The sequence below is a fragment of the Defluviicoccus vanus genome (assembly GCF_014672695.1).
Classification (GTDB): Bacteria; Pseudomonadota; Alphaproteobacteria; order Rhodospirillales; family Defluviicoccaceae; genus Defluviicoccus; species Defluviicoccus vanus.
Map to the genome: position 1 here is coordinate 1212072 of NZ_CP053923.1, position 21749 is coordinate 1233820.

General features: G+C 62.0%; 21 protein-coding genes. 11 read left to right on the forward strand and 10 right to left on the reverse strand.

Annotated elements, in window-relative coordinates; translation table 11 throughout:
- Nucleotides 1–11: 11 nt before the first annotated feature.
- The gene (locus HQ394_RS05480) at nt 12–656 is read left to right on the forward strand and encodes a glutathione S-transferase family protein (protein WP_190262427.1); all 645 of its coding nucleotides are present in this window, start codon (nt 12–14) and stop codon (nt 654–656) included.
- Between the two features lie 20 nt (nt 657–676).
- Here the strand turns inward: HQ394_RS05480 and HQ394_RS05485 are convergent, their stop codons facing one another.
- The 10 genes from HQ394_RS05485 to kaiB form a co-directional block, all read right to left on the reverse strand.
- Nucleotides 677–1420 (reverse strand): hypothetical protein, encoded by a 744-nt coding sequence (locus HQ394_RS05485; protein WP_190262428.1) that lies wholly within the window; start codon nt 1418–1420, stop codon nt 677–679.
- Nucleotides 1421–1564: 144 nt separating this feature from the next.
- On the reverse strand, nt 1565–2626 hold the full coding sequence (pstS, locus tag HQ394_RS05490; RefSeq protein ID WP_190262429.1) for a phosphate ABC transporter substrate-binding protein PstS: 1062 nt from the start codon (nt 2624–2626) through the stop codon (nt 1565–1567).
- 19 nt (nt 2627–2645) lie between these two features.
- Nucleotides 2646–3413, reverse strand: a complete 768-nt coding sequence (gene pstB, locus HQ394_RS05495; protein WP_223291871.1) for a phosphate ABC transporter ATP-binding protein PstB — start codon at nt 3411–3413, stop codon at nt 2646–2648.
- An 84-nt stretch (nt 3414–3497) separates the two neighbouring features.
- Nucleotides 3498–4406 carry a phosphate ABC transporter permease PstA gene (pstA, locus tag HQ394_RS05500; RefSeq protein WP_223291872.1) on the reverse strand — a complete coding sequence of 303 codons (909 nt, stop codon included), beginning with the start codon at nt 4404–4406 and terminating at the stop codon, nt 3498–3500.
- Between the two features lie 12 nt (nt 4407–4418).
- On the reverse strand, nt 4419–5369 hold the full coding sequence (gene pstC, locus HQ394_RS05505; protein ID WP_190262430.1) for a phosphate ABC transporter permease subunit PstC: 951 nt from the start codon (nt 5367–5369) through the stop codon (nt 4419–4421).
- A 150-nt stretch (nt 5370–5519) separates the two neighbouring features.
- Nucleotides 5520–6530, reverse strand: coding sequence for a phosphate ABC transporter substrate-binding protein PstS (gene pstS / locus HQ394_RS05510; protein WP_190262431.1), 1011 nt, complete (start codon nt 6528–6530; stop codon nt 5520–5522).
- Nucleotides 6531–6740: 210 nt separating this feature from the next.
- Entirely contained in the window at nt 6741–7184 is a 444-nt protein-coding gene (locus tag HQ394_RS05515) for a trypsin-like serine peptidase (RefSeq protein WP_190262432.1), read from the reverse strand.
- A complete protein-coding gene (locus tag HQ394_RS21050; protein ID WP_223292038.1) occupies nt 7111–7614 on the reverse strand; it encodes a trypsin-like serine peptidase in 504 nt (167 codons plus the stop codon). Before HQ394_RS21050 ends, HQ394_RS05515 begins: the two co-directional genes overlap by 74 nt.
- Nucleotides 7572–8261 (reverse strand): Crp/Fnr family transcriptional regulator, encoded by a 690-nt coding sequence (locus tag HQ394_RS05525; RefSeq protein ID WP_223291873.1) that lies wholly within the window; start codon nt 8259–8261, stop codon nt 7572–7574. The genes HQ394_RS21050 and HQ394_RS05525 overlap by 43 nt, the downstream gene beginning before the upstream one ends.
- 40 nt (nt 8262–8301) lie before the next feature.
- Nucleotides 8302–8604, reverse strand: coding sequence for a circadian clock protein KaiB (gene kaiB, locus HQ394_RS05530; protein ID WP_190262435.1), 303 nt, complete (start codon nt 8602–8604; stop codon nt 8302–8304).
- A gap of 512 nt (nt 8605–9116) precedes the next feature.
- On the opposite strand from kaiB, the gene HQ394_RS05535 reads away from it, so the two are divergent.
- The 10 genes from HQ394_RS05535 to HQ394_RS05580 all read left to right on the forward strand — a co-directional run bounded on the left by HQ394_RS05535 (nt 9117) and on the right by HQ394_RS05580 (nt 21710).
- The gene (locus tag HQ394_RS05535; protein WP_190262436.1) at nt 9117–9557 is read left to right on the forward strand and encodes a response regulator; all 441 of its coding nucleotides are present in this window, start codon (nt 9117–9119) and stop codon (nt 9555–9557) included.
- 22 nt (nt 9558–9579) lie between these two features.
- Nucleotides 9580–10062: a hypothetical protein gene (locus HQ394_RS05540; RefSeq protein WP_190262437.1), complete on the forward strand. Its 483-nt coding sequence runs from the start codon at nt 9580–9582 to the stop codon at nt 10060–10062.
- Nucleotides 10053–12431: a hybrid sensor histidine kinase/response regulator gene (locus HQ394_RS05545; protein ID WP_190262438.1), complete on the forward strand. Its 2379-nt coding sequence runs from the start codon at nt 10053–10055 to the stop codon at nt 12429–12431. The genes HQ394_RS05540 and HQ394_RS05545 overlap by 10 nt, the downstream gene beginning before the upstream one ends.
- A gap of 722 nt (nt 12432–13153) precedes the next feature.
- Entirely contained in the window at nt 13154–14326 is a 1173-nt protein-coding gene (wecB, locus tag HQ394_RS05550) for a non-hydrolyzing UDP-N-acetylglucosamine 2-epimerase (RefSeq protein WP_223291874.1), read from the forward strand.
- Nucleotides 14310–16037: a DUF3473 domain-containing protein gene (locus HQ394_RS05555; protein ID WP_190262440.1), complete on the forward strand. Its 1728-nt coding sequence runs from the start codon at nt 14310–14312 to the stop codon at nt 16035–16037. Before wecB ends, HQ394_RS05555 begins: the two co-directional genes overlap by 17 nt.
- 2 nt (nt 16038–16039) lie before the next feature.
- Nucleotides 16040–17272 carry a DegT/DnrJ/EryC1/StrS family aminotransferase gene (locus HQ394_RS05560; RefSeq protein ID WP_223291875.1) on the forward strand — a complete coding sequence of 411 codons (1233 nt, stop codon included), beginning with the start codon at nt 16040–16042 and terminating at the stop codon, nt 17270–17272.
- A 54-nt stretch (nt 17273–17326) separates the two neighbouring features.
- The gene (locus tag HQ394_RS05565) at nt 17327–18331 is read left to right on the forward strand and encodes a Gfo/Idh/MocA family protein (protein WP_190263143.1); all 1005 of its coding nucleotides are present in this window, start codon (nt 17327–17329) and stop codon (nt 18329–18331) included.
- A gap of 44 nt (nt 18332–18375) precedes the next feature.
- Entirely contained in the window at nt 18376–19011 is a 636-nt protein-coding gene (locus HQ394_RS05570; protein ID WP_190262441.1) for an acyltransferase, read from the forward strand.
- Between the two features lie 318 nt (nt 19012–19329).
- Nucleotides 19330–20706, forward strand: coding sequence for an FAD-dependent oxidoreductase (locus HQ394_RS05575; RefSeq protein ID WP_190262442.1), 1377 nt, complete (start codon nt 19330–19332; stop codon nt 20704–20706).
- Nucleotides 20703–21710: a polysaccharide deacetylase family protein gene (locus tag HQ394_RS05580; RefSeq protein ID WP_190262443.1), complete on the forward strand. Its 1008-nt coding sequence runs from the start codon at nt 20703–20705 to the stop codon at nt 21708–21710. The genes HQ394_RS05575 and HQ394_RS05580 overlap by 4 nt, the downstream gene beginning before the upstream one ends.
- The last annotated feature ends 39 nt before the right edge of the window (nt 21711–21749 follow it).

The window sequence follows — 21749 nt, forward strand, 5'->3', positions numbered from 1 at the left end:
GGATGCATGGGATGTCAGGCATTGTCGTCTACGGGCCAGCACGCAGCAGCTATGTCTGGAGCGTCAGAATGGCGCTCGCCGAGAAGGGCGTGCCGTATGAACTGATCGAGGTCCCCTTCGGGATGCAGCGCGAACCGCCGCACCTTGCGCGTCATCCCTTCGCCAAGGTGCCGGCGTTCGAGCACGACGGCTTCTGTCTCTACGAGACGCAGGCAATCCTGCGCTACCTGGACGACGTCTTTCCCGCACCACCGCTACAGCCTGCCGCAGCGAAGGTTCGGGCGCGGATGAATCAGCAGATGGGCATCCTTGACGCCTATGGCTGGCCTTCGATCATTGGCAACATTCTGTACAATCGCTGGATAGCACCTCGCCTCGGCCTGCCGGTGGATGACAACGCGGTGGTGGCGGCGCTGCCGCGAGCCAAGCTCTGTGTTCGCGAGTGGGAGCGACTGATGGAAGGCCGGATGTTTCTCGCCGGCGATGATCTCAGCCTCGCCGATATTCTCGTCGCACCGCTGCTGACTTACTTCCGCCGCACCGCCGAGGGTGAAGCGGCATTGCGCGACCATGCGGCGCTCGCAGCCTGGTGTGATCGCATCCGCGCGCGCGATTCCTTCGTTGTCTGCACGCCCCCACCCCTGCCGCCGTCCTGACCAGCGGCCTGATCGACGTTTTATCTGCGACCGGGGCCAGTTGCCGCATGCAGGCCGGAGCGGTTCTCTTCTCCAGATACGGAAATGGTTTCCCGCTGGGGCGATAGCAGCAGAAAAGCCGGCGATGCCTGCCGGCGGAGGAACTCGGCAAACGAGCGTTTGATTTTCGGCATTTGGTAGAGCATGGCCAGACTCTGCTTGCGTGTCCGGGTAATAACCGTCGATGGATTGAAAAAGGATCGGGCGTTTTCGATCGTCAGGACGAACGGGGGCTGACCTTCCCGCGCCAGCAGATAGCTCATGATTAGGGCGCCGGTGCGATGATTACCCTCAATGAACAATTGCGGCCGGCTCAGTCCGCGGACGTAGACCCCGGCCGCCCGCTTCCATACCGACTCATCGCGATGCATGGCATACCACTCGGTGAGGTCACGAATGCCGCCACGTTGGTCATCGTAGAAGCGGTCTTCGGTTGCCCGCAGATGGCTGGCGTGCAGTAAACGCTCGTGTGCATCAGTGCCGCAAAGGACACGTGCATTGAGTTCCAGGAAGTGCCGGGTATTACCGGCGGCGAAAAAATCGATGCCTTCAGCGAGCGCCTGATCAACGTAGGCGTAGCCGCTCAGCATCCGTTCGATCACAACGTCGTCCAGACTGTCGCGCCGGCAATCGAGCACGGCGTTGATCTCGCCGAAACGCTTCTGGACGATGCGCAGCGCCACTTCAATGTTGCTCAGGTTCAACCGGGCGGCGACCTTCACCATGCAACAACAGCCTCTTCCCCCACAGACCTCTGAAGTATGCGGCCAAATTACGCGTTGCCGCCCAAAGGTCAACCAAGTTGTCGCGTCCTCGGGTGTGCGTGTTCGCAGTAGCCCGTCGGGTCCTCGTTAACAAACGCTCACTGCTTAACGGATACTCGCCAGCGTCTGTTCTGCCTGCGCCGCCACCGCCGGTGCAAGAGGAATATAGCCAAGGTCGCGGCCGAAGGTTTGACCCTGGCTCAGGCCCCAGCCGACAAAGTCCTTCAGCACCTTGCTCCGCCGTGGATCGGCGTACTGCTGATAGAGCAACAACCAACTGAACGTGACAATCGGATAGGCATCGCTGCCGGTGGGATCGGCGACGAATACCCGCCTTTCGCCCGACCCTTCTGCGGCTGCCTCGGATAGGGCCTGTTGCCCAGCCGTTTCCGTCGGCTTGATGTACTGACCGGCCTTGTTCTGTAGCGCCGCCACCGGCAACCCGAGCCGCTTGGCGAAGCCATACTCCAGATAACCGATCGCACCCTCGCTGATTTTGATGCGTGATGCCACACCTTCGTTGCCACGCACGGTCATTGCCTTATTGGGCCAGGCGATCAAGGTGCCGACGCCCAGTCCGGAGGTTCGCCAGCTTGGGCTGATCGCCTCCAGATTCTGCGTGAACGTGTAGGTGGTTCCGCTGGCATCGAGGCGAACCACCGGTGCGATGTTCATCGCCGGCAGTTGCAGCGCGGGATTGGCGGCGACTATGCGGGAGTCGTTCCACTGGCTGATCTTGCCGCTGAAGATATCGGCGTAGACGTCGCGCGGTAGCCGTAGCTCGCCGGTCACACCGGGAATGTTGTAGGCGAGAACCACCATGCCAGAGGTAGCCGGGATCATAACCACGCCGTTTGCCACCTTCGCCACCTCGGCGTCGCGGAGACCGATGTCGCTGGCACCGAAATCCACTGCGCCGCCAAGGAAACGGCTGATTCCCTCACCGCTGCCGACCGCAGCGTAGTTGATCGCCACGTTTGGATGCGCCTGCTGATAGGCCTCGATCCACTTCTTGTACAGCGGCGCTGGGAACGTGGCTCCGGCACCCAATAACGAGATTGCTTCCTCAGCCGCCTGAGCCGGCGTCGCGCTCCCCTGCCACACTGCGAACGTGGCGGTGATTACGCACGCAGCAAACGCCGCGCCAATCCTTCGCTGGATATTCATCGCTGCTCGTCCTTGCGGCTTAGCTGAACTCGCCGCGAATATATTCTTTCGTCAACTGCTCCTGGGGCGCCTCGAAGATCTGCTTCGTTTCACCCATTTCCACGAGGTAACCGGTGCGGCCGCCCTTAGAGATATCGACAGCGAAAAAAGCGGTGATGTCGGCCACCCGGGTCGCCTGCTGCATGTTATGGGTGACCATGGCGATCGTGTATTCCTCCTTGAGCTCTAGCATCAGTTCCTCGATGCGCCGAGTGGCGATGGGATCAAGAGCCGAGCACGGCTCGTCCATCAGCAGCACCGTCGGTTCGGTGGCGACAGCACGGGCGATGCACAGCCGCTGCTGCTGACCGCCGGAAAGTGACAGGCCGCTCGCCTTCAGCTTGTCCTTCACCTCGTCCCACAGCGCTGCCCGGCGGAGCGCATACTCCACCTTTTCGTCGAGGTTGCCCTTGTAGCGGTTGAGCCGCAGGCCGAAGGCAACGTTGTCGTAGATGCTCATGGAAAACGGGTTCGGCTGCTGGAACACCATGCCGATGAAGCGACGAACGATCACCGGATCGACCTGCTTCGCGTAGACGTCCTGCCCCATGAAATGGACCTGACCTTCCAGCCGGAAGCCGTTGATCATGTCATTCATCCGGTTGAGGCTGCGTAGCACCGTACTCTTGCCGCAGCCGGACGGGCCGATGAAGCCGGTGATCTTACCCTTCTGGATCGGTACGTTGCTGTCACGCACCGCAAGGAAGCTACCGTAAAAGATCTTCTCCACCACGCAGTGGATAGCCAAGTCCTCCTTCGCAGGTATCGCGGCGGGACGCTTGGCGGNAAAGTGCTGGGGCGGCGGTCATCATGAGAAGTCCCGTTGTTTTCCCTAAGTCCTAGGGCGGCCGATCAGTCGGCTCAGAATGTTGAAAACAAGAACGATCAGCACGAGGACGAGAGACGCCGCCCAGGCGAGTTCGATCTGGTTTTCAAATGGCATGCTGGAAAAGTTATAGATCAGGATCGATAAAGACGCGGTTGGCTCACGCACACTATTCAGCCAGTAGTTGCTGAATAACGCTGTAAAGAGGAGTGGCGCCGATTCACCGGCAACGCGTGCTACTGCCAGCATCACGCCGGTAAGGATGCCAGGCAGCCCTGTCGGCAGCACCACTTTCCAAATCATCTGCGTGCGGGTGCAGCCCATGCCAAGGGCGGCATCCTTCATTTTTCGCGGCACCATCTTCATCGCCTCCTCGGCGGTGAGGATCACCGTCGGCAGCATCAGCACCGCCAGCGAGATGCCGCCGGCGATTGCCGAATAGCTGCCCATGGCCAGCACTACCGCGGCGTAGACGAACACACCGGCCAGGATCGAGGGAAAGCCGGTTAGCACCTTGGCGAGGAAGCGGGTAGTCGACGCCACCTTGCTCATCGGGCTGAGCTCCGCCAGATAGATGGCGGCGAGGATGCCGATCGGAATGCTGACCAGCGAAGCCAGTCCGACCATCACCAGCGTGCCGAGGATGGCGTTGCCGAAGCCGCCGCCCATCTCGAAGCCGGCCGGCGGCAACTCGGTGAACAGTTCGGTGCTGAGGCGAGCGCCACCCTTAACGATCAGCATGTAGAGGACCGAGAAGAGGGGCACGCTGGCGATCAGGGCGACGATCCATGCCCCCCGGTCAACACGGCGCTGCGGATCGCCCGGGCCTCGGCCAGTGAGCGCCGCAGGTCGGGAACCCGTATGGCGACCGCAGCGGGTCGCGCGGCATTTCGTTCGATCATGACTTACCTGCAAACTTGCGCTGGGTCACAGTGAGGATGCCGANNTGCCGACGACGTTGACGATGAGGGTGATCGCGAGGAGCACCAGCGCCGCGTACATCAGCGCCTGCACCTCCACCTGCCCCGCTTCCGGAAAATGCGAGGCGAGCAGCGATGCGAGTGTATTGGCGGGAGAGAACAGCGACAGGCTGATCTGGTTCGAGTTGCCGATCAACATGGCGAGCGCCATCGTCTCGCCCAGTGCCCGACCGAAGCCGAGGACCATCGCCGAAAAGATGCCACCGGACGCCGTCGGCACCATGACCTTGAGGATCGCCTCCCAGCGGGTCGCTCCCAAACCATAGGCGGCCTCCTTGGTCCGGTAGGGAACCAAGTGCATCGCGTCCTGGGAGATGGCGGCAATCGTCGGCAGGATCATGATCGCCAGCACCAGCGTCGCCGGCAGCAGACCCGGGCCGCTCAGCGAGGTGCCGAAGAAGGGGATCCAACCGAGATAGTCGTGCAAATTGTTCGCCAGCGGCCGGATCGCCGGGATAACGACGAAGATGCCCCACAGACCGAAGACAACGCTGGGGATGGCGGCAAGCATCTCGATGATGGTGCGAAAAACCATCGCCAAACGCGGCGGCAGAAAATCCTGCGTCAGGAAAATGGCGACAGTCACACCGAAGAAGCCACCGAGCAGGAGAGCCAAGAACGAGCTGTAAAGGGTACCCCAGATCTCCGGCAGGATGCCGAAGTCCTGCGTCTGAACGTTCCAGTTAGTCCCGACCAAGAAGCCAGCGTGGTACTTGCCCAGCGCGGGGAGCGCCTGACCGCCGATTTCCCACAGGATGTAGGCGACGAGGAAAATGATCAGCGCGGCCGCGACGAGTGCCAGCGAGCGGAAGCCGCGATCGGCGAGGAATTCGTTGGACGACGGCGGCCGCGAGATCGCTGCCGACGTGATCGCTTGAGCAAATGGATTCTGGGACATCTTGTTATCGTCTCACCACAAGAGCAGTCGTTGGGGGATGGGACAAGGTACAATCCGCGCATCGGGCGAATCGGCGTACACCGCCCCGTCCGGCATTGCGCTCCTGCCTCATCTCCCCTTTTCTATACATGGGTCGACCGTCTTCGGTGGTTATTGAATCTGCGCCGAAGCGGCCCGAACCTTCTCAACGACTTCCTCAGGCAGCGGGATATACCCCATGCTGTCGGCGATCTTTTGGCCCTGCGTCAAATTGTATTCCACAAGCTTGCGCAGCGCCTCTGCCTTGGCGTCATCCTGATCTTTGTAAAACAGCATCCAGGTGAAGCTGGCGATGGGATACGCTTCGGCACCGTCCGGATCTTCGACCCAGCCGCGTAGATCGGAAGCCAACTTGGCGCTGGCCAGTGCGGCCTTGCCCGAGGCTTCGCCCGGCTCGACGAAGGTGCCGGCCCTATTCTGCAGCGCGGCCACGTTCGCCTTGGTCAATTTGGCAAAGCCGTATTCGATGTAACCAATGGCGCCCGGGGTCTGCTTGATTGTCGCGGTGACACCGTCATTCTTCGGTGCGGCGACGAACTTGTCGCTCGACGGCCACTGCACGGTGGTACCGCTACCGACCTTCTCCTTGAACTCGGGACTGATCGCCGCGAGGTGCTTGGTGAAGACGAAGGTGGTGCCGCTGGAGTCCGAACGCCGGACCACAGTGATCGGCAGGTTAGGCAGTGTGACGCCCGGATTGGTCGCCGCGATCCGTGGATCGCTCCAGTTGGTGATCTTGCCGAGGAAGATGTCGGGATAGACATCCCGCGCCAGCTTCAGGCCACTCGGAACGCCGGGAATGTTGTAGGCAAGGACGATCTCACCCGCGGTCATTGGCAGCAGCACGGCGCCGCCGGGGACCTTGGCAATCTCCTCATCGGTCATCGCCGCGTCGCTGGCGGCGAAATCAACGGTTTTGTTGATGAAGTCCTGAATACCGGCGCCACTGCCTTTAGCCTGATAGTCGACAGTTACCCCAGGGGTCTCTTTGCTGAATTGCTTGAACCAAGCAGAGTAAATTGGAAATGGAAAGCTGGCACCGGAGCCGATCAACCGAACATCGGCCGCCGCCGCCGGCCGAAGGGCCATGGCCACCACAAGGCACGCAAAAACCAACGCCATGCGCAAAAACTGCTGCGGCGCATTCTCTTCTCCCTACCCGTATTTTTAACTGGCCATTAACTATAGCGCGGAACACATTACGGTTTTATGACGCAGCCGAGCGATTCGCGCGCTGCAGCTGCGAAAAAATAGCGCAGTGCCACCAAGAACCGCAGAATTTTGGAGAAGAAACGCCCGTCATGCGTGTGGCGAGCGCAGGCAAAGGCTGTATTAGCGGGTGCGAATGGCCGCGAATGCAGCAACGTCGATGACGATGCTGGCGCCGTGACGCCCGTCGTCGGCGACCGCAGCGGTGATGCCGACCAGCGCAACCTGATTCCCCTCCCCCTGCAGCAGCGGTGAACCGGAGTCGCCGCGTGTCGCATCGCAACTGGTCAGCAGCAACGGCTGCTCCGGCACGCGATCGACGACCGCGCAGTCGCGATGGATCGAAAGCAGGTGGGGACGATCCTGGCTGTAGCCGGCCCGCATCACGCTGGCCCCCACACCCGGCGCAAGACTGCCGAGGGGGATCGGCCGCACCGGCAGCGGTTCCTGCAGGTGGATGACCGCCCAATCGCGGGCGAGTGCCGGCAGATCCTTAACCTCGAAGTGATAGTTCGGCGGTGCATCGGCGGCGGGGATTTCGATCCGCGCCCCGATACCGTGCGCCACGTACTCGCCACGACGATAGCCGGCAAAGAAAATGCAGTTCGGTCGGCGCCACCATCTGCCCGGTCCGCGGGTCCCAGACGCAATGGCGGGCGGTCAGCACCGCAGCGGGGGCGATTAGCGTCGCGGTGCAAAAGCTGCCGCCGCGATTGAGGCGGCCGATCGCCTGCCAGGGCCACGCCGCGGAATCGACGATGACCCGATCATCGTGGCCAATGATGCCCGGACGCAAGCGCGCCTCCGCTGCGGCCGCCGGTAACGGGACGAGTGCGAGGAGCGTGCCTGCCAGCCTGGCGAACCGAACGACACGACGCGTCTGTCGACGGGCATTACATCCCGTTAACCGGCTGCTTAAAGGCGCGTTACCTCGCGGGGCGATACTCGGTGGCTTCAGCAAGAAACGCCGGCCGCAACGGCTGAGGAGGAGGAGCATATGCACAGCGAGATCGGAGACGCGTGGGGCAGGTTGCTGGTGCTCGGCTGGTTGCTGAGCCCGATCGTGTTTATCGCCGTAGCAATGATCATGGTGCTTCTGGCCGAACTGGGTCGCAGAGCCCGATCAACTGGCAGCAGCGACCGCACACCAGTCAGCATCGATGCGTAGCCAGCATCGATCCATGGCCAGCGCCGCGCAATTGCCGACGCTGCTTTACTCCGAGGCCGGTGGGGGTGCGCATCATCGGCGAGCCGTTCGAGTTCGGCGGCGACGCGACCGAAGAGTTCGATCATCGCATCGAGGATCTTCGCCGCCTCGTCGGGGTTGGAATAGATCAGCGCTTTCAATTCGCGGCGCGAGAAGGCAAGCACCGACGTATCGCTACGGGCAGTCGCCGTCGAACCGTAGGGTCGTTGAAAAAGGCCAGAAAAGCCGATGATCGTCCCCTTGCCGCTGCTGACGACGACCGCCCCGCGGCTGGTTTCCACCTCGCCATCGAGCACCAGATAAGCGATCTCGGGAGGATCTCCACTGCGATAGATAACCTCGCCGGCTGCGAACGTCAGCCTGCGCATGACGATAGACGGCAGCAAGCGCGCCAGATCGGGGAGAAAAATCGCGGGTTCATGGCGCCAGACACCCATCGGGTGACTGGCGGCGGACTAGCACAACGGGTCGAGGTGCTCATTGTCTGCCTGCTTTGGCGGCCGCTTCTTCAACAGAGAGATCGAGGCCGAAGAGAACCTTCTTCCTGTCGGACAGGTCACCAACGAGACGGCGCAGAGGCGTCGGCAGTTCCCGCACCAGCGTTGGAGTTGCCAGAATCTTTTCATTCTCCGCCAGTTGCGGCCACTCAAGGACGTCGACGACGTCAAGCTCGTAGAAACCCGCCAGATCACGCTCACAGATTTCGCGGACACCCGTGATCGCTTGTTCTGTCCGCGGCGTACGCCCGCTGACGTAGAGCTTGAGCACGTAATGAGTCATCTCGGAACATTCCCCGTGATCGTCAGTACGGAGGCGACGTGATGTTTGACCCCCAACCGACACGCCACCTTACGCTTCCGCTCCTCCAACGCAAGATCAAGCAAACTGGAATAAGCCGCAACTCGTACGGTAACTCCTTTGGATAACGGACGATGGGCACAAATATATAGGAGCGGCAACCGGTTTGCGACAGGCATAACGGGCCGATCTGGCGATTGGCTGTTCGAACGACCGGTCGCCTTCCCCTGTCGTCGCCGCAACGCTACACACCCACTCAACATCATCGCCCATCCCGCCAACCACCAGAAGACGTCGAGCGACTTTTCCGATTAAGGACAACTCGTACCTGCATCGATGTCGCCAATATTTGCGGGACGCGGCTGTCTAGCCGCTTCCGCCACGCACCATTACCGCATATCGTTGCGTCGCCGTAGCGGAGGCAGTCGCTGTTTTGCGCCTGCGCGCAATGACACAATAAAACAGCTTTGCGCTAGCGACAATCGAGGGGTTGGATGACGGCCAAGCGCCTGTTAATCGTTGACGATGAACCAAGATTTGCGGCTTTCGTTGAACGAGTAGCCCAGCGCATGGGCTTCGAAGTCGAGGTCACCCAGCATGGCCGGGATTTCATGTCCTCGTACTTGCGCTGTACGCCCGAAGTGGTTGTCATTGACATGGTGATGCCGGATATCGACGGCAACGAACTGGTGCTGTGGCTGGTGGAACAAGGCTCAGTGGCCAACATCATCATCATCACCGGCTATCACCCCGATTATGCCGTCAACGCGCGCCTGCTTGCCGAATTCAAGGGCCTCCGATCGGTACAGACACTCAGCAAGCCGGTCAACGTGAGCAGACTGCGTGAAGCGCTCGTTCACGCCGATGGCGGACCGCCCCCACGGGCGATCCACTGCGGCGGCAGTCTCCAACCGACAACACCGGCACCGACCTGAATCACGACGACGGAGAGGCGATGTGAGTGACCGGTGGGCGTATGCTCTCCTGGTCCTTATCATGACGGTGGTCGCGGCTACCGTCGGTGGCGTCGCCGTCGGCACCCTCGGTCAGTTGCAAATCGGGGAGCGAAAGGCGGCTCTGCTTGAAGCGACATCCCTTCAGGCGCAGCAGCTTCAGCAGTACGGCGCTGATCTTTTGCTGGGCGAGAGTCTGGACAGCGCGGCCACCCGCCGCATCGAGCGGGTGCTCGGCGGGGATGCACGCATCCTGATCGGCCGCATCAGCGGTTCGCAGTTGGAGTTCCTGTCCATACCCGGGTTGCAGACGGCACCAATGCAGCCTCCACCGGCAGCCGATGCCGCACTCACCATGGCAATGCAGCGCGCCTGGCCGGTGCGACCGGCACCGAACGGCTCACCAGCGAAAGTGGTGTACCCCTCCTTCTCGCCTTTCGTCCGGTCCCGGAGCGCAACCTCGGCATCGTCGCCGAAATGCGCCTAGATTCACTGCGGGAGCCATTCGTCAACGCAACCAGACGAACGGCGCTGGTCGGCATCGTCCTGATCATCGCCGGCAATGCTTTGTTCTATTTCATTGCCCGACCGGTCATCCGCCGCAGTCGCGCGCGCCAGAAACGGATTCACGAGCTGGTGGAGAATACCCGCTCCGTTGTGATCATCCTGAAACCGACGGTGGGCGGCGAAGCTTTTCTGGTGTGCGACTTCAACCGCGCTGCCGAGCGCGTCTTCGGCAAGGATCGCGTTGACGTGATGGGCGAACTGATCACCGACGCGCTGCCGGGAATCCGCGCCACCGGACTGCTGGACATCCTGCGCCGAGTCTCCCGCAGCGGCCAGCCGGAGAATATTCCGGCGGCGGTCTACACCGGCGAGGCAGCAAGCCGCGACGCGGTGTGGCTGGAACTTTACCTGTACCGGCTGAGCAGCGGTGAACTGGTGATAATCGCCGGGGATGTCAGCAACCACCATCAGGCGGAAGAAGCGCTGCGCGAAAGTGAAGCGCGCTGGCGCTCGATCATCGAACTGCACGACCAGGCGATCGTCATCGTCGATCAGCAACACGACATTCGCTTCGTCAACCGCGCCGCCGTGACTCTCTTCGGCAAGACGTCGCCAAATCTGATCGGCGTTCCCTTCGGCTATCCAATGGTCCAGGGCGAGGTGGCCGAGATCGAGATCCTGCGACCGGGCAAGGGCATCGCCTATACCGAGATGCGCGTGATCCCAATGCGCTGGAGCGGCGAGGAGCACTTCCTGCTGTTCCTGCGCGACGTGTCTGCCTACAAGCGCGCCGAAGGCGATCTGCGCAAGCTGTTCCAAGCGATCGAACAAAGTCCCGCGGCAGTGGTGATCACCGACGTGGATGGCCGGATAGAATACGTCAATCCGAAATTTACCGAGTCCACCGGCTACACCTATGCCGAGGTGGTCGGCAAGAACCCGCGCTTCCTCAAGTCGGGATACACACCGGCAAAAGACTATGAGGAGATGTGGAGAACGATCTCCTCCGGACATGTCTGGCACGGCGAGTTCTATAACCGGCGCAAGAGTGGCAAGTCGTTCTGGGAGCTCGTCTCAATCGCGCCGGTGCGCGATGCCCGTGGCAAGATAACCCACTACGTCGCGGTCAAGGAGGACATCGACGAGCGCAAGGCAACCGAGGATCGGTTGCGTCATGCGCAGAAAATGGAAACGATCGGCCAACTAACCGGCGGACTTGCGCACGACTTCAATAACCTTCTCGCCATCATCATCGGCAACCTGCAACTCCTCGATGAGAAGAGGGATCTCGACGGTGAGACGAGAGAGCTGATCGCAGACGCCTTGTGGTCCGCCGAACGCGGCGCCCAACTCACGCACCGCCTGCTGGTATTTGCTCGCCGCCAACGGCTCAATCCACGCGTCACGAACCTGAATAACGTCGTCAGCGAGATGACCGGCCTGTTACGACGGACCATCGGCGAGAAGATAACCATCAACGAGCATCTGGCCCCCAACCTGTGGAAGGCCATGGTGGACCGAAGCCAGCTGGAAAGCTCGCTGCTCAACCTCGTCGTCAACTCACGTGACGCCATGCCCTCAGGCGGCTCACTGACCATTTCAACCGGGAACACCCAGCTGCCGCAGTCCCCCGCCGCCAACGTCGAGGATGCCACTCCCGGCGACTATGTGGTGCTGCGGGTTTCCGACTCCGGCGTGGGCATGCCCCAGGAAGTCCTTGAGCGCATCTTCGAGCCCTTCTTCACCACGAAAAAGCTTGGCGAAGGGAGCGGCCTCGGCCTCAGCATGGTCTACGGCTTCGTTCGCCAGTCGGGTGGCCAGATCTTTGTTGACAGTGTTCCGGGTGAAGGAACGACGGTCCGCCTCTATCTGCCGCGCGTGGTCGGCGAGGAAGTGGAAGAAAGCACCGCGCGACTGGCGATGGGCAGCCATACCGCAGGTGGCGAGGTCGTCATGGTGGTCGAAGACGACGGCCGGGTGCGCAAGACGGCGGCGGCGATCCTGCGCAAGCAGGGTTACGAAGTGGTCGAAGCGCCTGATGCCGCGTCGGCATTGGCACGGATCGAATCGTTGCCGCGGCTCGACCTCCTCTTTACCGACGTTGTGCTGCCGAATGGGCGCAACGGCGTTGAACTGGCCGAGGAGGTACTGGCGCTCCGCCCAGAAGCACAGGTGCTGTTCACCTCGGGCTACGCCATGAGCACGCTGTTTGCCGACAGCCCATGGGACGGGGAGGTTGACCTTCTGGTCAAGCCCTATCAACGCGATCAGCTGACCGCCAAGGTGCACGAACTCCTCGGTCGCCACGTAGCGGAGCACGCAGCAAACCCAGGCGCGCGCCCTGCCTGACCGTGGCACAGCGGTAACGCTTGGCAGCTACACGTACCGGCGGCATCATTTGTGGACACTCAGGCTCTCGCCAAAATGGTCATTCTCGCTCATAAGTTCCTCATTCGGCGTCACGGGGTGAACCAGATCACAGTACGCGTCGGCTGATCGACCTACGCTTCAGTAAATCGAGTGCTACGCATGCTGGCTCGTATGGGCCGTCGGATGCCGCTCTCGGCGCGTTAGAGTCGCACTCTCGGTGCAATCGATCGCCGATCCCGGAACGCGGGGAGGTCATGTCGCGGGGAGACGGCTGGGAGATGAAGGGTGCTTGGCATTCGCTTGAGGTGCCTGGAGGCGAGGCAGGACGGAACGAGCCGCGACGGCAGACTCTCATGGCATATGCATCGGCTGGTGCGACGCAATAACGCCGACACCGTCCTCCTTGCAGGGAACTAGGATTATGGTATTGTTGTGACGAGATTTTGCCTACTAACATTGTCGACGATCGTCTCTCATCAGTTTGTTCGCGCGATGGCAAGTGCGGATTCGGCCATATTGTTACGCAGCACTGTGCGTATTTGGGCAGCCACTATCGGCGACCCAAATAACCGTGTAACGAAACGTTTATTCGAGACCTTAGCAAAATTCACCTTAATATCATCGGCAATTGTGGTAGTTGCGGTCGATGGGAGCTCTACGCCAAGGTACAACGCATAATTACAAGTATAAATAGGGTACGAATGCAGGCGAAAAAGACCGTTCTAACCGTGTTCGGCACGCGACCGGAAGCAATCAAGGTGGCTCCCGTTCTACGCGAGTTGCAGCTGCGCGGGCGAGTGCGCTCGGTCAATGTGGTGACCTCGCAGCACACCGACCTGCTGCGGCCCTTTCTCAATCTGTTCGAGATACATACCGACCATGATTTGCAGGCCATGCAGCCTGGCCAGCCGTTAAATCAACTGCTGGCCAGGCTGATGGCCGCGCTTGACCCGGTTCTGGTGGACGAAGTGCCGGATCTGGTGATGGTGCAAGGGGACACCACCTCGGCCTTGGCTGGCGCGCTCGCCGCCTTTCATCGGCGCATTCCCCTGGCGCACATCGAAGCCGGATTACGCTCGGAAAATCCGCTCAGCCCCTTTCCTGAGGAGATGAACCGGCGCCTCATCTCGCAGCTTGCCAGTTATCATTTCGCGGCGACGCCGCACAACGTCCGCTCCCTGCGCGCCGAAGGCGTCGCCGAAGCCTCGATCATCCTCACCGGCAATCCGGTGATCGACGCCGTGCGCTGGATCCTGCACGAAGCGCCGCCGTCGGCAGCCTTGCGTCAACTGGTGGACGAATTGAAGCACCTGCGACTGGTGGTGCTCACCACGCATCGGCGGGAAAACTTCGGAGCGGTCATGCGCGATCACCTCGTGACGCTGCGCCGCTTCATCGACAGCCACGCCGACACCGCCCTGATCTTCCCGGTGCATGCCAATCCGGCGGTGCGCGAGGTGGCCTATGACGTCCTCGACGGCAATCCACGTATCCGGCTGATNCGCCCCCTCGATTACCCGGACTTTCTCCACTTGATGAACCACGCTTGGCTGATTGCCTCGGATTCCGGCGGTGTCCAGGAGGAGGTGCCGACGCTGGGCAAGCCCCTCCTCGTTCTTCGTGAGAACACGGAACGTCCTGAAGCCATCGAATGCGGCGCGGCTCGTCTCGTCGGGCATTCCGGCGAGCGCCTGTGGGCGATGCTGGAAGAGGCTAGTCGGGAGGACAGTTGGATGCAGAGGGTGAAGCGGGTGGAAAACCCCTTCGGCCGAGGCGACAGCGGTGTGCGAATTGTCGATGCTATTGAGCGTATCTTTGGTCTGCCTGCACGACTGCAGCCGGAAAGGATGATGCCGGATGAGCTCTCCGCTTGAGCGTCCGCAACGTAACCACATTCTGAGCGTGGTTCTTGAGGATTACTGCCATGTGGGTCCGGTCAGTCGGGTCGTTCCCCCGGATTACTGGCCGCGCTTTGAAAGCCGGGTGCAACGCAACACCGAGCGCACCCTCGACCTGCTGGACGAGATGGGCGCCAAGGCCACCTTTTTCGTCCTTGGCTGGATTGCCGAGCATCAACCCCAGGTGGTTGCCGAGGTGGCGCGGCGTGGCCACGAAATAGCGAGCAAGGGATATTGGCATCGATCCATCCGGCAGATGACGCCGGAGGATTTCCGCACCGACGTGCGGCGGTCGAAGCAGGTGATCGAGGCGGCAACCGGGGTAGCGGTACGCGGCTTTCGCATTCCCCGCGGTGGGTTTGGGCCACGCGACCTGTGGGCGCTCGATATCCTGAGCGAAGAAGGCTTTCTCTACGATTCCAGCCTGCGGCCACTGGGCACCACCTTCATGTCGGAGCCGCAACGGCGCTTCGTCCACCGACACGAGGCGAACGGGCGAAGCATCTGGGAGGTGCCGCTTTCCACCTGGAAGGTGGGCCCCCTGTGCATCCCGATTTCCGGCGGCAACTTCGTTCGTCAGTTCCCGCATGCCTTCATCCGCCGCGCGATCGAGCAGTGGGAGCGGCACACCACCGATCCGATCGTCTTCTATTTTCACGTCTGGGAACTCGATCCGGAGCAGCCGCGGATCACCGCCGTTTCGCAGCTGCAGCGCATCCGCCAGTACCGCAACCTGGAGGAAATGATCGGTCGTATTCGCTACTATCTCGAGAAGTACCGCTTCGCTACCGTCGCCGACCATCTGTGCCTCGGTCCGGCGCCGGCTGTCGAACGGGTGATGCCGGCAGCCATAGCGGTGGAACCGACGCTGTCGGTTGAAGCGAGCGCGGTGCGCACGCCGATTACCGTCGTCGTCCCCTGCTATAATGAAGAGGCGACGCTCGGGTACACCTCTAACACCCTGCGCAGCTTCAATGATCGGATGAAGGACGCCTACGACGTCTTTTTCCTCTTCGTCGACGATGGCAGCCGTGACAACACCTGGAAGCGGCTCACTGAGCTGTTCGCGGATCGCCCGGATTGCGGCTTGCTGCGGCACTCCAGCAACCGCGGTGTCGCGGCGACGGTGCTGTCCGGCATCCGTCATGCGCGTACCGAAATCGTCTGCGTGATCGACTGCGATGGGACTTACGATCCGCTGCAGTTGCGAAAGATGATCCCGATGCTGCAGCCGGGTATCGATTTAGTTACCGCATCGCCGTATCATGCCGAAGGTCGGGTTCTCAATCTGCCGGCATGGCGGCTGGTCCTCTCCAAGGGACTCTCCGTCATCTACCGCTTCGTTCACCATCACAAGCTAGCGACGTATACATCGTGCTTTCGCGTGTACCGTCGGCGTGCCGTTGCCGATATCGAGCTTCGCGACGAGCGTTTCGTCGGCATCACCGAGTTGTTGAGCCGGATTGATGCCGGCGGCGGCCGTGTCGTCGAATGCCCGGCGGTGATGGAGGTTCGCCTGCTCGGAACGTCGAAAATGAAGACGCTGAAGACGATTGTTGGGCACCTGGGCCATTTGAGACGCCTGATTGTCGAGAGGGTTTCACGTTCTTCCTTGCCGACGCCTGGTCCATTCAACGACTTGATGGCCGGTCAGCAGTCGGGTGAGGGAATCCATAAAGGAGGTTGAGAGTGACAGAATTGGCCGTGAAAGCGCAGTCGCGCATCTCGCTGCCGTCGGACCAGGACAGTTCCGGTCGGACCCTCGGGCAGGAAGAGCTAGAGCAACTGCGCCACGTCATCGAGAGCGGCACGCTCACGTGCACCAAGGGAACCGCCTGTGCGACGCTGGAGAAGCGCTTCGCTGACATGCTGGGCGCCAAGTTCGCGATTGCCTGCGCCTCCGGTTCCGCCGCCATCCACACGGCAATTGCTGCGATCGACCCCGAACCGGGCGACGAGATCATCACCACGTCGATCACCGACATGGGTGCACTGACGCCGATCCTCTACCAGGGGGCGATCCCGGTCTTTGCCGACGTGGATCCCTATACCTGCAACGTCACCGCCGAAACGATCGCCGCCCGGATCAGCGAGCGGACCCGCGCGATCATCGTCACCCACCTCTTCGGCAACCCGTGCGAGATGAAGGACATCGTCGCTCTGGCCGCGCAGCACAACCTGCCGATCATCGAAGACTGCGCGCAGGCGTATCTCGCCCGCTACGACGATCAATACGTGGGGACGATCGGTGCCATCGGCTGCTTCAGTTTGCAGCAGGGCAAGCATATCACCACCGGCGAAGGCGGTCTGGTGGTCAGCAACGATCCCGACTATGCACGCCGCGTCCGCCTGTACGTCAACAAGGCCTGGGGTTACGGCGACGCCAATCCCGATCACTACTTCCTCGCCCTCAACTATCGCCTGACGGAACTGCAGGGTGCAGTGGCGGTGGCCCAGCTCGCGAAGCTGCAGGACGGGGTGGACCAGCGTCGGGCAATGGCAGCACGGCTGACCAAGGCGATCTCCGGTCTCGACGGCGTCAGCCCGCCGGCCCATGCCGAGGGTTCCGTCCACACCTATTGGCGCTATTGCGTTTGGGTTGACGGCAGCAAGCTGCCGGGCGGATCGCCAGCCCTGGGCGCCGGACTGAAGCAGTATGGCATCGCCGCGGCACCGCGCTACATCCAGAAGCCGGCCTTCCGCTGCCAGGTGCTGCGCGATCAATGCACCTTTGGCAAGAGCCGTTTCCCCTTCACCCTCGCCCGCCCGGAAGCAGTGGATTATGACGCCGCCTTGTTCCCGGGAACCTTCCAGGGACTGGACGAGATTTTGGTGCTGCCGTGGAACGAGCGGTTCACGGAAGCGCACGTGGACTTCATCGCCGACGCCATTCGCGCCGAACACGCGCGGCTCTGCAAGTAAGCCGCGTTTCCGTGCCGTCACGACAAGATCAGGAGAGCCGCCGTGGATGAAACGATGCGTTTGGGTTTGGTTGGCGTCGGCGCCATTTCCCAATCCTATCTGAAGGCGACCGAAGGCTGCAGCGAGGTGCGCTGGGTCGGCATTGCCGACGTACGCGCCGATGCCGCTGCTGCTGCCGCGGAAATCTGGGGTTGTCCCAGCTTTACCTCCCATCGCGAGATGGTGGAGAACGTCCAGTGCGATGCCGTGGTGGTCTGCACACCGCCATCGACCCACACCGAGATCGCTCTCGACCTGATCGGTCGCGGCATCCACGTCCTGTGCGAAAAGCCGCTGTCGACGGATGTGGTAAGCGCGCGCACCGTGTGCGACGCCGCCCGTGAGAAGGGGGTGGTGATGGCGATGGCATCAAAGTTCCGCTACGTCGATGATGTCATCCGCACCAAGTCGCTGATCGCGTCGGGCGTGCTGGGAGAAATCCTGCTGCTCGAGAATGCGTTTACCTCCAACGTCAGCATGGGCAAGCGCTGGAACGCCGAGCCCGCGATCAGCGGTGGCGGGGTGCTGATCGACAACGGCACGCACTCGGTTGACATCACCCGCTACCTGCTTGGCCCGATCGAACGCGTGCTGGCGGTTGAGGGCAAGCGCAGTCAGCGCCTTGAGGTGGAAGACACGGCCACCGTCTTCCTCCACACTGCCAGCGGCATCAACGCCAGCATCGACTTGTCGTGGAGCCTGAACAAGGAATTGGACACCTATATCAAGGTGTTCGGCTCCAACGGCACCATCTTCGTCGGCTGGCGAGAGTCGCGCTTCCGTCAGGCATCGAGCCCCGAATGGATCGTCTTCGGCAATGGCTACGATAAGGTCGCGGCGTTCCGGCGGCAGGTTCTCAATTTCTGCAACCACATTCGCGGTCTCGAACCGCTGCTGATTTCCCTCGAAGACGCCGTCGCCTCGGTGGAGGTCATCAAGGCCGCCTACGAGTCGTTGGATGCGGGACAGTGGGTACGCGTCGGCGCCAATCCGCCGGTGCGGTTGGCGGCCAGTTCGTAGTCGCGACAGCAGCAACAGGCCAGCCGTAGACAGCCGAGGCAGACATGGGCGTACGTATTCATCCGACAGCGTTGATTGAGTCAGGCGTGGAGATCGGCGACGGCAGCTCGGTGTGGGATAACGTCCATATCCGCGGACCGGCGAAGATCGGTCGCGATTGCATCGTCGGTGAAAAATCCTACATCGCCTATGATGTGACCATCGGCGACCGGGTGAAGATCAACGCCTTCGTCTATATCTGCACCGCCGTCAGCATCGAGACCGGGGTGATGATCTCCGCCGGAACCGTATTCACCAACGATCGGTTCCCGCGGGCCACCACCGCCGACCTCCGCGAGTTGCGTGGCTCCGGACCGGACGAACACACCCTGCCGACACTCGTTCGCGAGGGTGCAACCATCGGTGCCCGAGCGGTCATCGGCAACGATCTCGCCATCGGTCGCTTCGCCATGGTGGGCATGGCGGCGGTGGTCACCCATACGGTCCCCGACTTCGCCCTCGTTGTTGGGCATCCGGCACGGATCGTCGGCTACGTCTGCCGATGTGGTGAGCCTTTTCTCCGGGTCGGCGGCGGGCAGACACCAAGCGATGGTGATCACGTCTGCCCGGCCTGCGGCCTGACCTACGCCCTTCGCAGCGGTGTCGTCATCGAGACGGCGGCGCAATTCGCCGCGGCTTAGTGCCACGGCGACCCTGTTTGCGGCGTTCCGCGTTGCGAGTGTGACTGGCTACACGGACAGCCGCTTGACTGTGCCGGCATAGTTATTCTCGCCGGGCGACTGAAGCGACGTGGATCCGTTTGCCCGCGACCACTTCGCTGCGCGCAAGACAATATTGCAGCTCGTAGGGCGCCGGCGGTGCCATGTGGCGGACAGGAAGGGTGCGGTAAGCGCCGGTACTGGCGGGAACGCCGCCCACGACTTCGAATGCACACCCCCACCTCCAGGTGCGCGCGACGCGCGCAAGCGCTGGAGTGGGACAAAGACGAACAGGCAACGATGACCGACGCGGCTTCAAACGACCGGCGAACGCAACGGTGGGCAGTGATCGGCGGCGGCCTGCTCGGATTGACCCTGGCGCACCGCTTGGCCCAGGCCGGCCAGCAGGTAAGCGTCATCGAAGCGGCGCCCGAGCTCGGCGGTCTTGCCGCCGCTTGGCGCCTCGGCGACGTGGTCTGGGACCGCCACTATCACGTGATCATGCTGTCGGACCAATCGCTGCGCCGCATCCTCGCCGAACTCGATCTGGAACAGGAGCTGCTGTTTGATACCACGCAGACCGGTTTCTACACCGGCCGCGGCTTCTACCGGATGTCGAGTGCCATCGACTATCTGCGTTTTCCGCCGCTGTCGCTGATCGACAAGGTCCGCCTCGCCTTCACCTTGTTCTACGTCTCGCGGATCAAGGATGGCCGCAGCCTCGAACAGATTCCGCTCGCCGCTTGGCTCGAGCGCCTATCCGGACGACGCGTCTTTGCGCAAATCTGGCGGCCGCTGCTGGCGGCAAAAATGGGCGATAACTATCGCATCGCCTCGGCATCCTTCATCTGGTCCTATGTCGCCCGCATCTACGCTGCCCGCCGTGGCGGGATGAAGACCGAGAAATTCGGCTACATTCCGGGCGGCTATCGCCGCATCCTCGATCGCTTCGCCGAACGGCTGACCGCCGCGGGAGTCAGCATCCGGCTGGCGAGTCCGGTCGAGGCGATCGAACGCCAAGCCGACGGCGTCCACGTCCGCACCGCCGACGGCGAGGACTGCTTCGATCAGGTGGTGGTGACCGCCGCCGGACCGCAGGCCGCGCGCATGTGTCCGGGACTGAGCGAGGACGAACGTCAGCGCCTGAACGGCATCGTCTATCAGGGCATCATCTGCCCGTCCTGCCTGCTCGATCGCAAGCTCGCGGGATACTACCTCACCTACATCACTGACCCGACGATCCCCTTCACCGCCATTGTCGAGATGTCGTCGCTGGTCAACGCCAAGGCAGAGTTTGACGGGTTGTCGCTTGTCTATCTGCCGCGCTACGTCACCGCCGACGATGCCTTCTGGCAGTACGACGATACGGAAATCCGCCGCCGCTTCATCGCTGGCCTGCAGCAGGTCTACCCCGATTTGACCGAGGCCAATATCAAAGCGTTTCAGGTGTCCCGCGTCCGCCAGGTCTATGCCATCTCCACCCTTGGCTACTCGGACCGGCTGCCGCCGATGATCACCTCGGTGCCAGGGCTTGCAATCGTCAACTCCGCCCACATCGTCAACGGCACCCTGGCTGTCAATGAAACCGTGGCCCTCGGCGAGCGCGCCATCCCGGTGCTGCTGGCAGCGGCCGACGCGCAACCCGCCGTCCAACCGCAGTTGGAGATTGCCGAATGAGCCCGCAAGGCAAACTTGCCGCCAGCCTGTCGCTGGATCTGGACAATCAGTGGTCGTACATGAAGACGCGTGGCGACGCGGCCTGGGTGGACTTTCCCTCCTATCTGGATGTGGTGGTGCCGCGATTCGTGGCCATGCTGGCGAAACGGCAGCTGAAGATTACGGTCTTTATTGTCGGCCAGGACGCCGTCCGGCCGGAGAATGCGGCAGCGCTACAGGCCATCACCGCCGCCGGCCATGAGGTGGGCAACCACTCCTTCAAGCACGAACCCTGGCTGCATGCCTATAGCCCCGACGAACTCGAAGCGGAGATCGCCGGTGCCGAGGAGGCGATCGCCCGCGTCACCGGGCAGCGGCCGATCGGCTTCCGCGGCCCTGGCTTCAGTTTATCGCGGGAAACGCTCTCTGTACTGCTCCGCCGCGGTTACCGCTACGATTGCTCCACCTTCCCCACCTTCCTCGGCCCCCTCGCCCGCACCTACTATTTCTTCACCGCCCGGCTGTCCGCCGACGAGAAGGAGCAACGTCGGCAGTTGTTTGGCGGCTTCGAGGACGGCTTCCGGCCGCTGCGTGCCTATCGCTGGCAACTGGATCGCGGTGCCTTGCTGGAGGTGCCGGTGACGACGATGCCGATCTTCCGCATCCCCTTCCACGTCAGCTATCTGATCTACCTTGCCCGCTTCTCGCCCTGGCTGGCGCGGACCTACTTTCGCATTGCCCTCGATCTGTGCCGGCTGATGCGGGTAGAGCCCTCGCTACTGCTGCATCCGCTCGACTTCCTCGGCGCTGACGATGGCTTGGAGCCGCTGGCCTTCTTCCCCGGAATGGATGTCCCGGCGCAAAAGAAACTCGCCTGGCTGGACGGCTTCCTTGCCGATTACAGCAAGCGCTTCACCGTCCTGCCCATGAGCAAGCATGCCGAGGTGATTAACGCCCGCGGCGATCTGCCGCTGGTGACGCCGCGCTTCGAAAACGAAACAACGGCGGCGACTGCCACCTCCTGAGGGCCGCCGGCGAGGCCAGGCAACCACGCGCATCGCTTC

Coding starts and splice junctions, on each gene's coding strand:
- HQ394_RS05555 (WP_190262440.1), top strand. CDS start 14,310: ATGAGCTCTCCGCTTGAGCGTCCGCAACGTAACCACATTCTGAGCGTG.
- pstS (WP_190262431.1), bottom strand. CDS start 6,530: ATGGCGTTGGTTTTTGCGTGCCTTGTGGTGGCCATGGCCCTTCGGCCG.
- kaiB (WP_190262435.1), bottom strand. CDS start 8,604: ATGACTCATTACGTGCTCAAGCTCTACGTCAGCGGGCGTACGCCGCGG.
- HQ394_RS21050 (WP_223292038.1), bottom strand. CDS start 7,614: ATGCTCCTCCTCCTCAGCCGTTGCGGCCGGCGTTTCTTGCTGAAGCCA.
- HQ394_RS05485 (WP_190262428.1), bottom strand. CDS start 1,420: ATGGTGAAGGTCGCCGCCCGGTTGAACCTGAGCAACATTGAAGTGGCG.
- HQ394_RS05580 (WP_190262443.1), top strand. CDS start 20,703: ATGAGCCCGCAAGGCAAACTTGCCGCCAGCCTGTCGCTGGATCTGGAC.
- HQ394_RS05535 (WP_190262436.1), top strand. CDS start 9,117: ATGACGGCCAAGCGCCTGTTAATCGTTGACGATGAACCAAGATTTGCG.
- HQ394_RS05480 (WP_190262427.1), top strand. CDS start 12: ATGTCAGGCATTGTCGTCTACGGGCCAGCACGCAGCAGCTATGTCTGG.
- HQ394_RS05570 (WP_190262441.1), top strand. CDS start 18,376: ATGGGCGTACGTATTCATCCGACAGCGTTGATTGAGTCAGGCGTGGAG.
- pstS (WP_190262429.1), bottom strand. CDS start 2,626: ATGAATATCCAGCGAAGGATTGGCGCGGCGTTTGCTGCGTGCGTAATC.
- HQ394_RS05565 (WP_190263143.1), top strand. CDS start 17,327: ATGCGTTTGGGTTTGGTTGGCGTCGGCGCCATTTCCCAATCCTATCTG.
- HQ394_RS05525 (WP_223291873.1), bottom strand. CDS start 8,261: ATGGGTGTCTGGCGCCATGAACCCGCGATTTTTCTCCCCGATCTGGCG.
- HQ394_RS05545 (WP_190262438.1), top strand. CDS start 10,053: ATGCGCCTAGATTCACTGCGGGAGCCATTCGTCAACGCAACCAGACGA.
- HQ394_RS05575 (WP_190262442.1), top strand. CDS start 19,330: ATGACCGACGCGGCTTCAAACGACCGGCGAACGCAACGGTGGGCAGTG.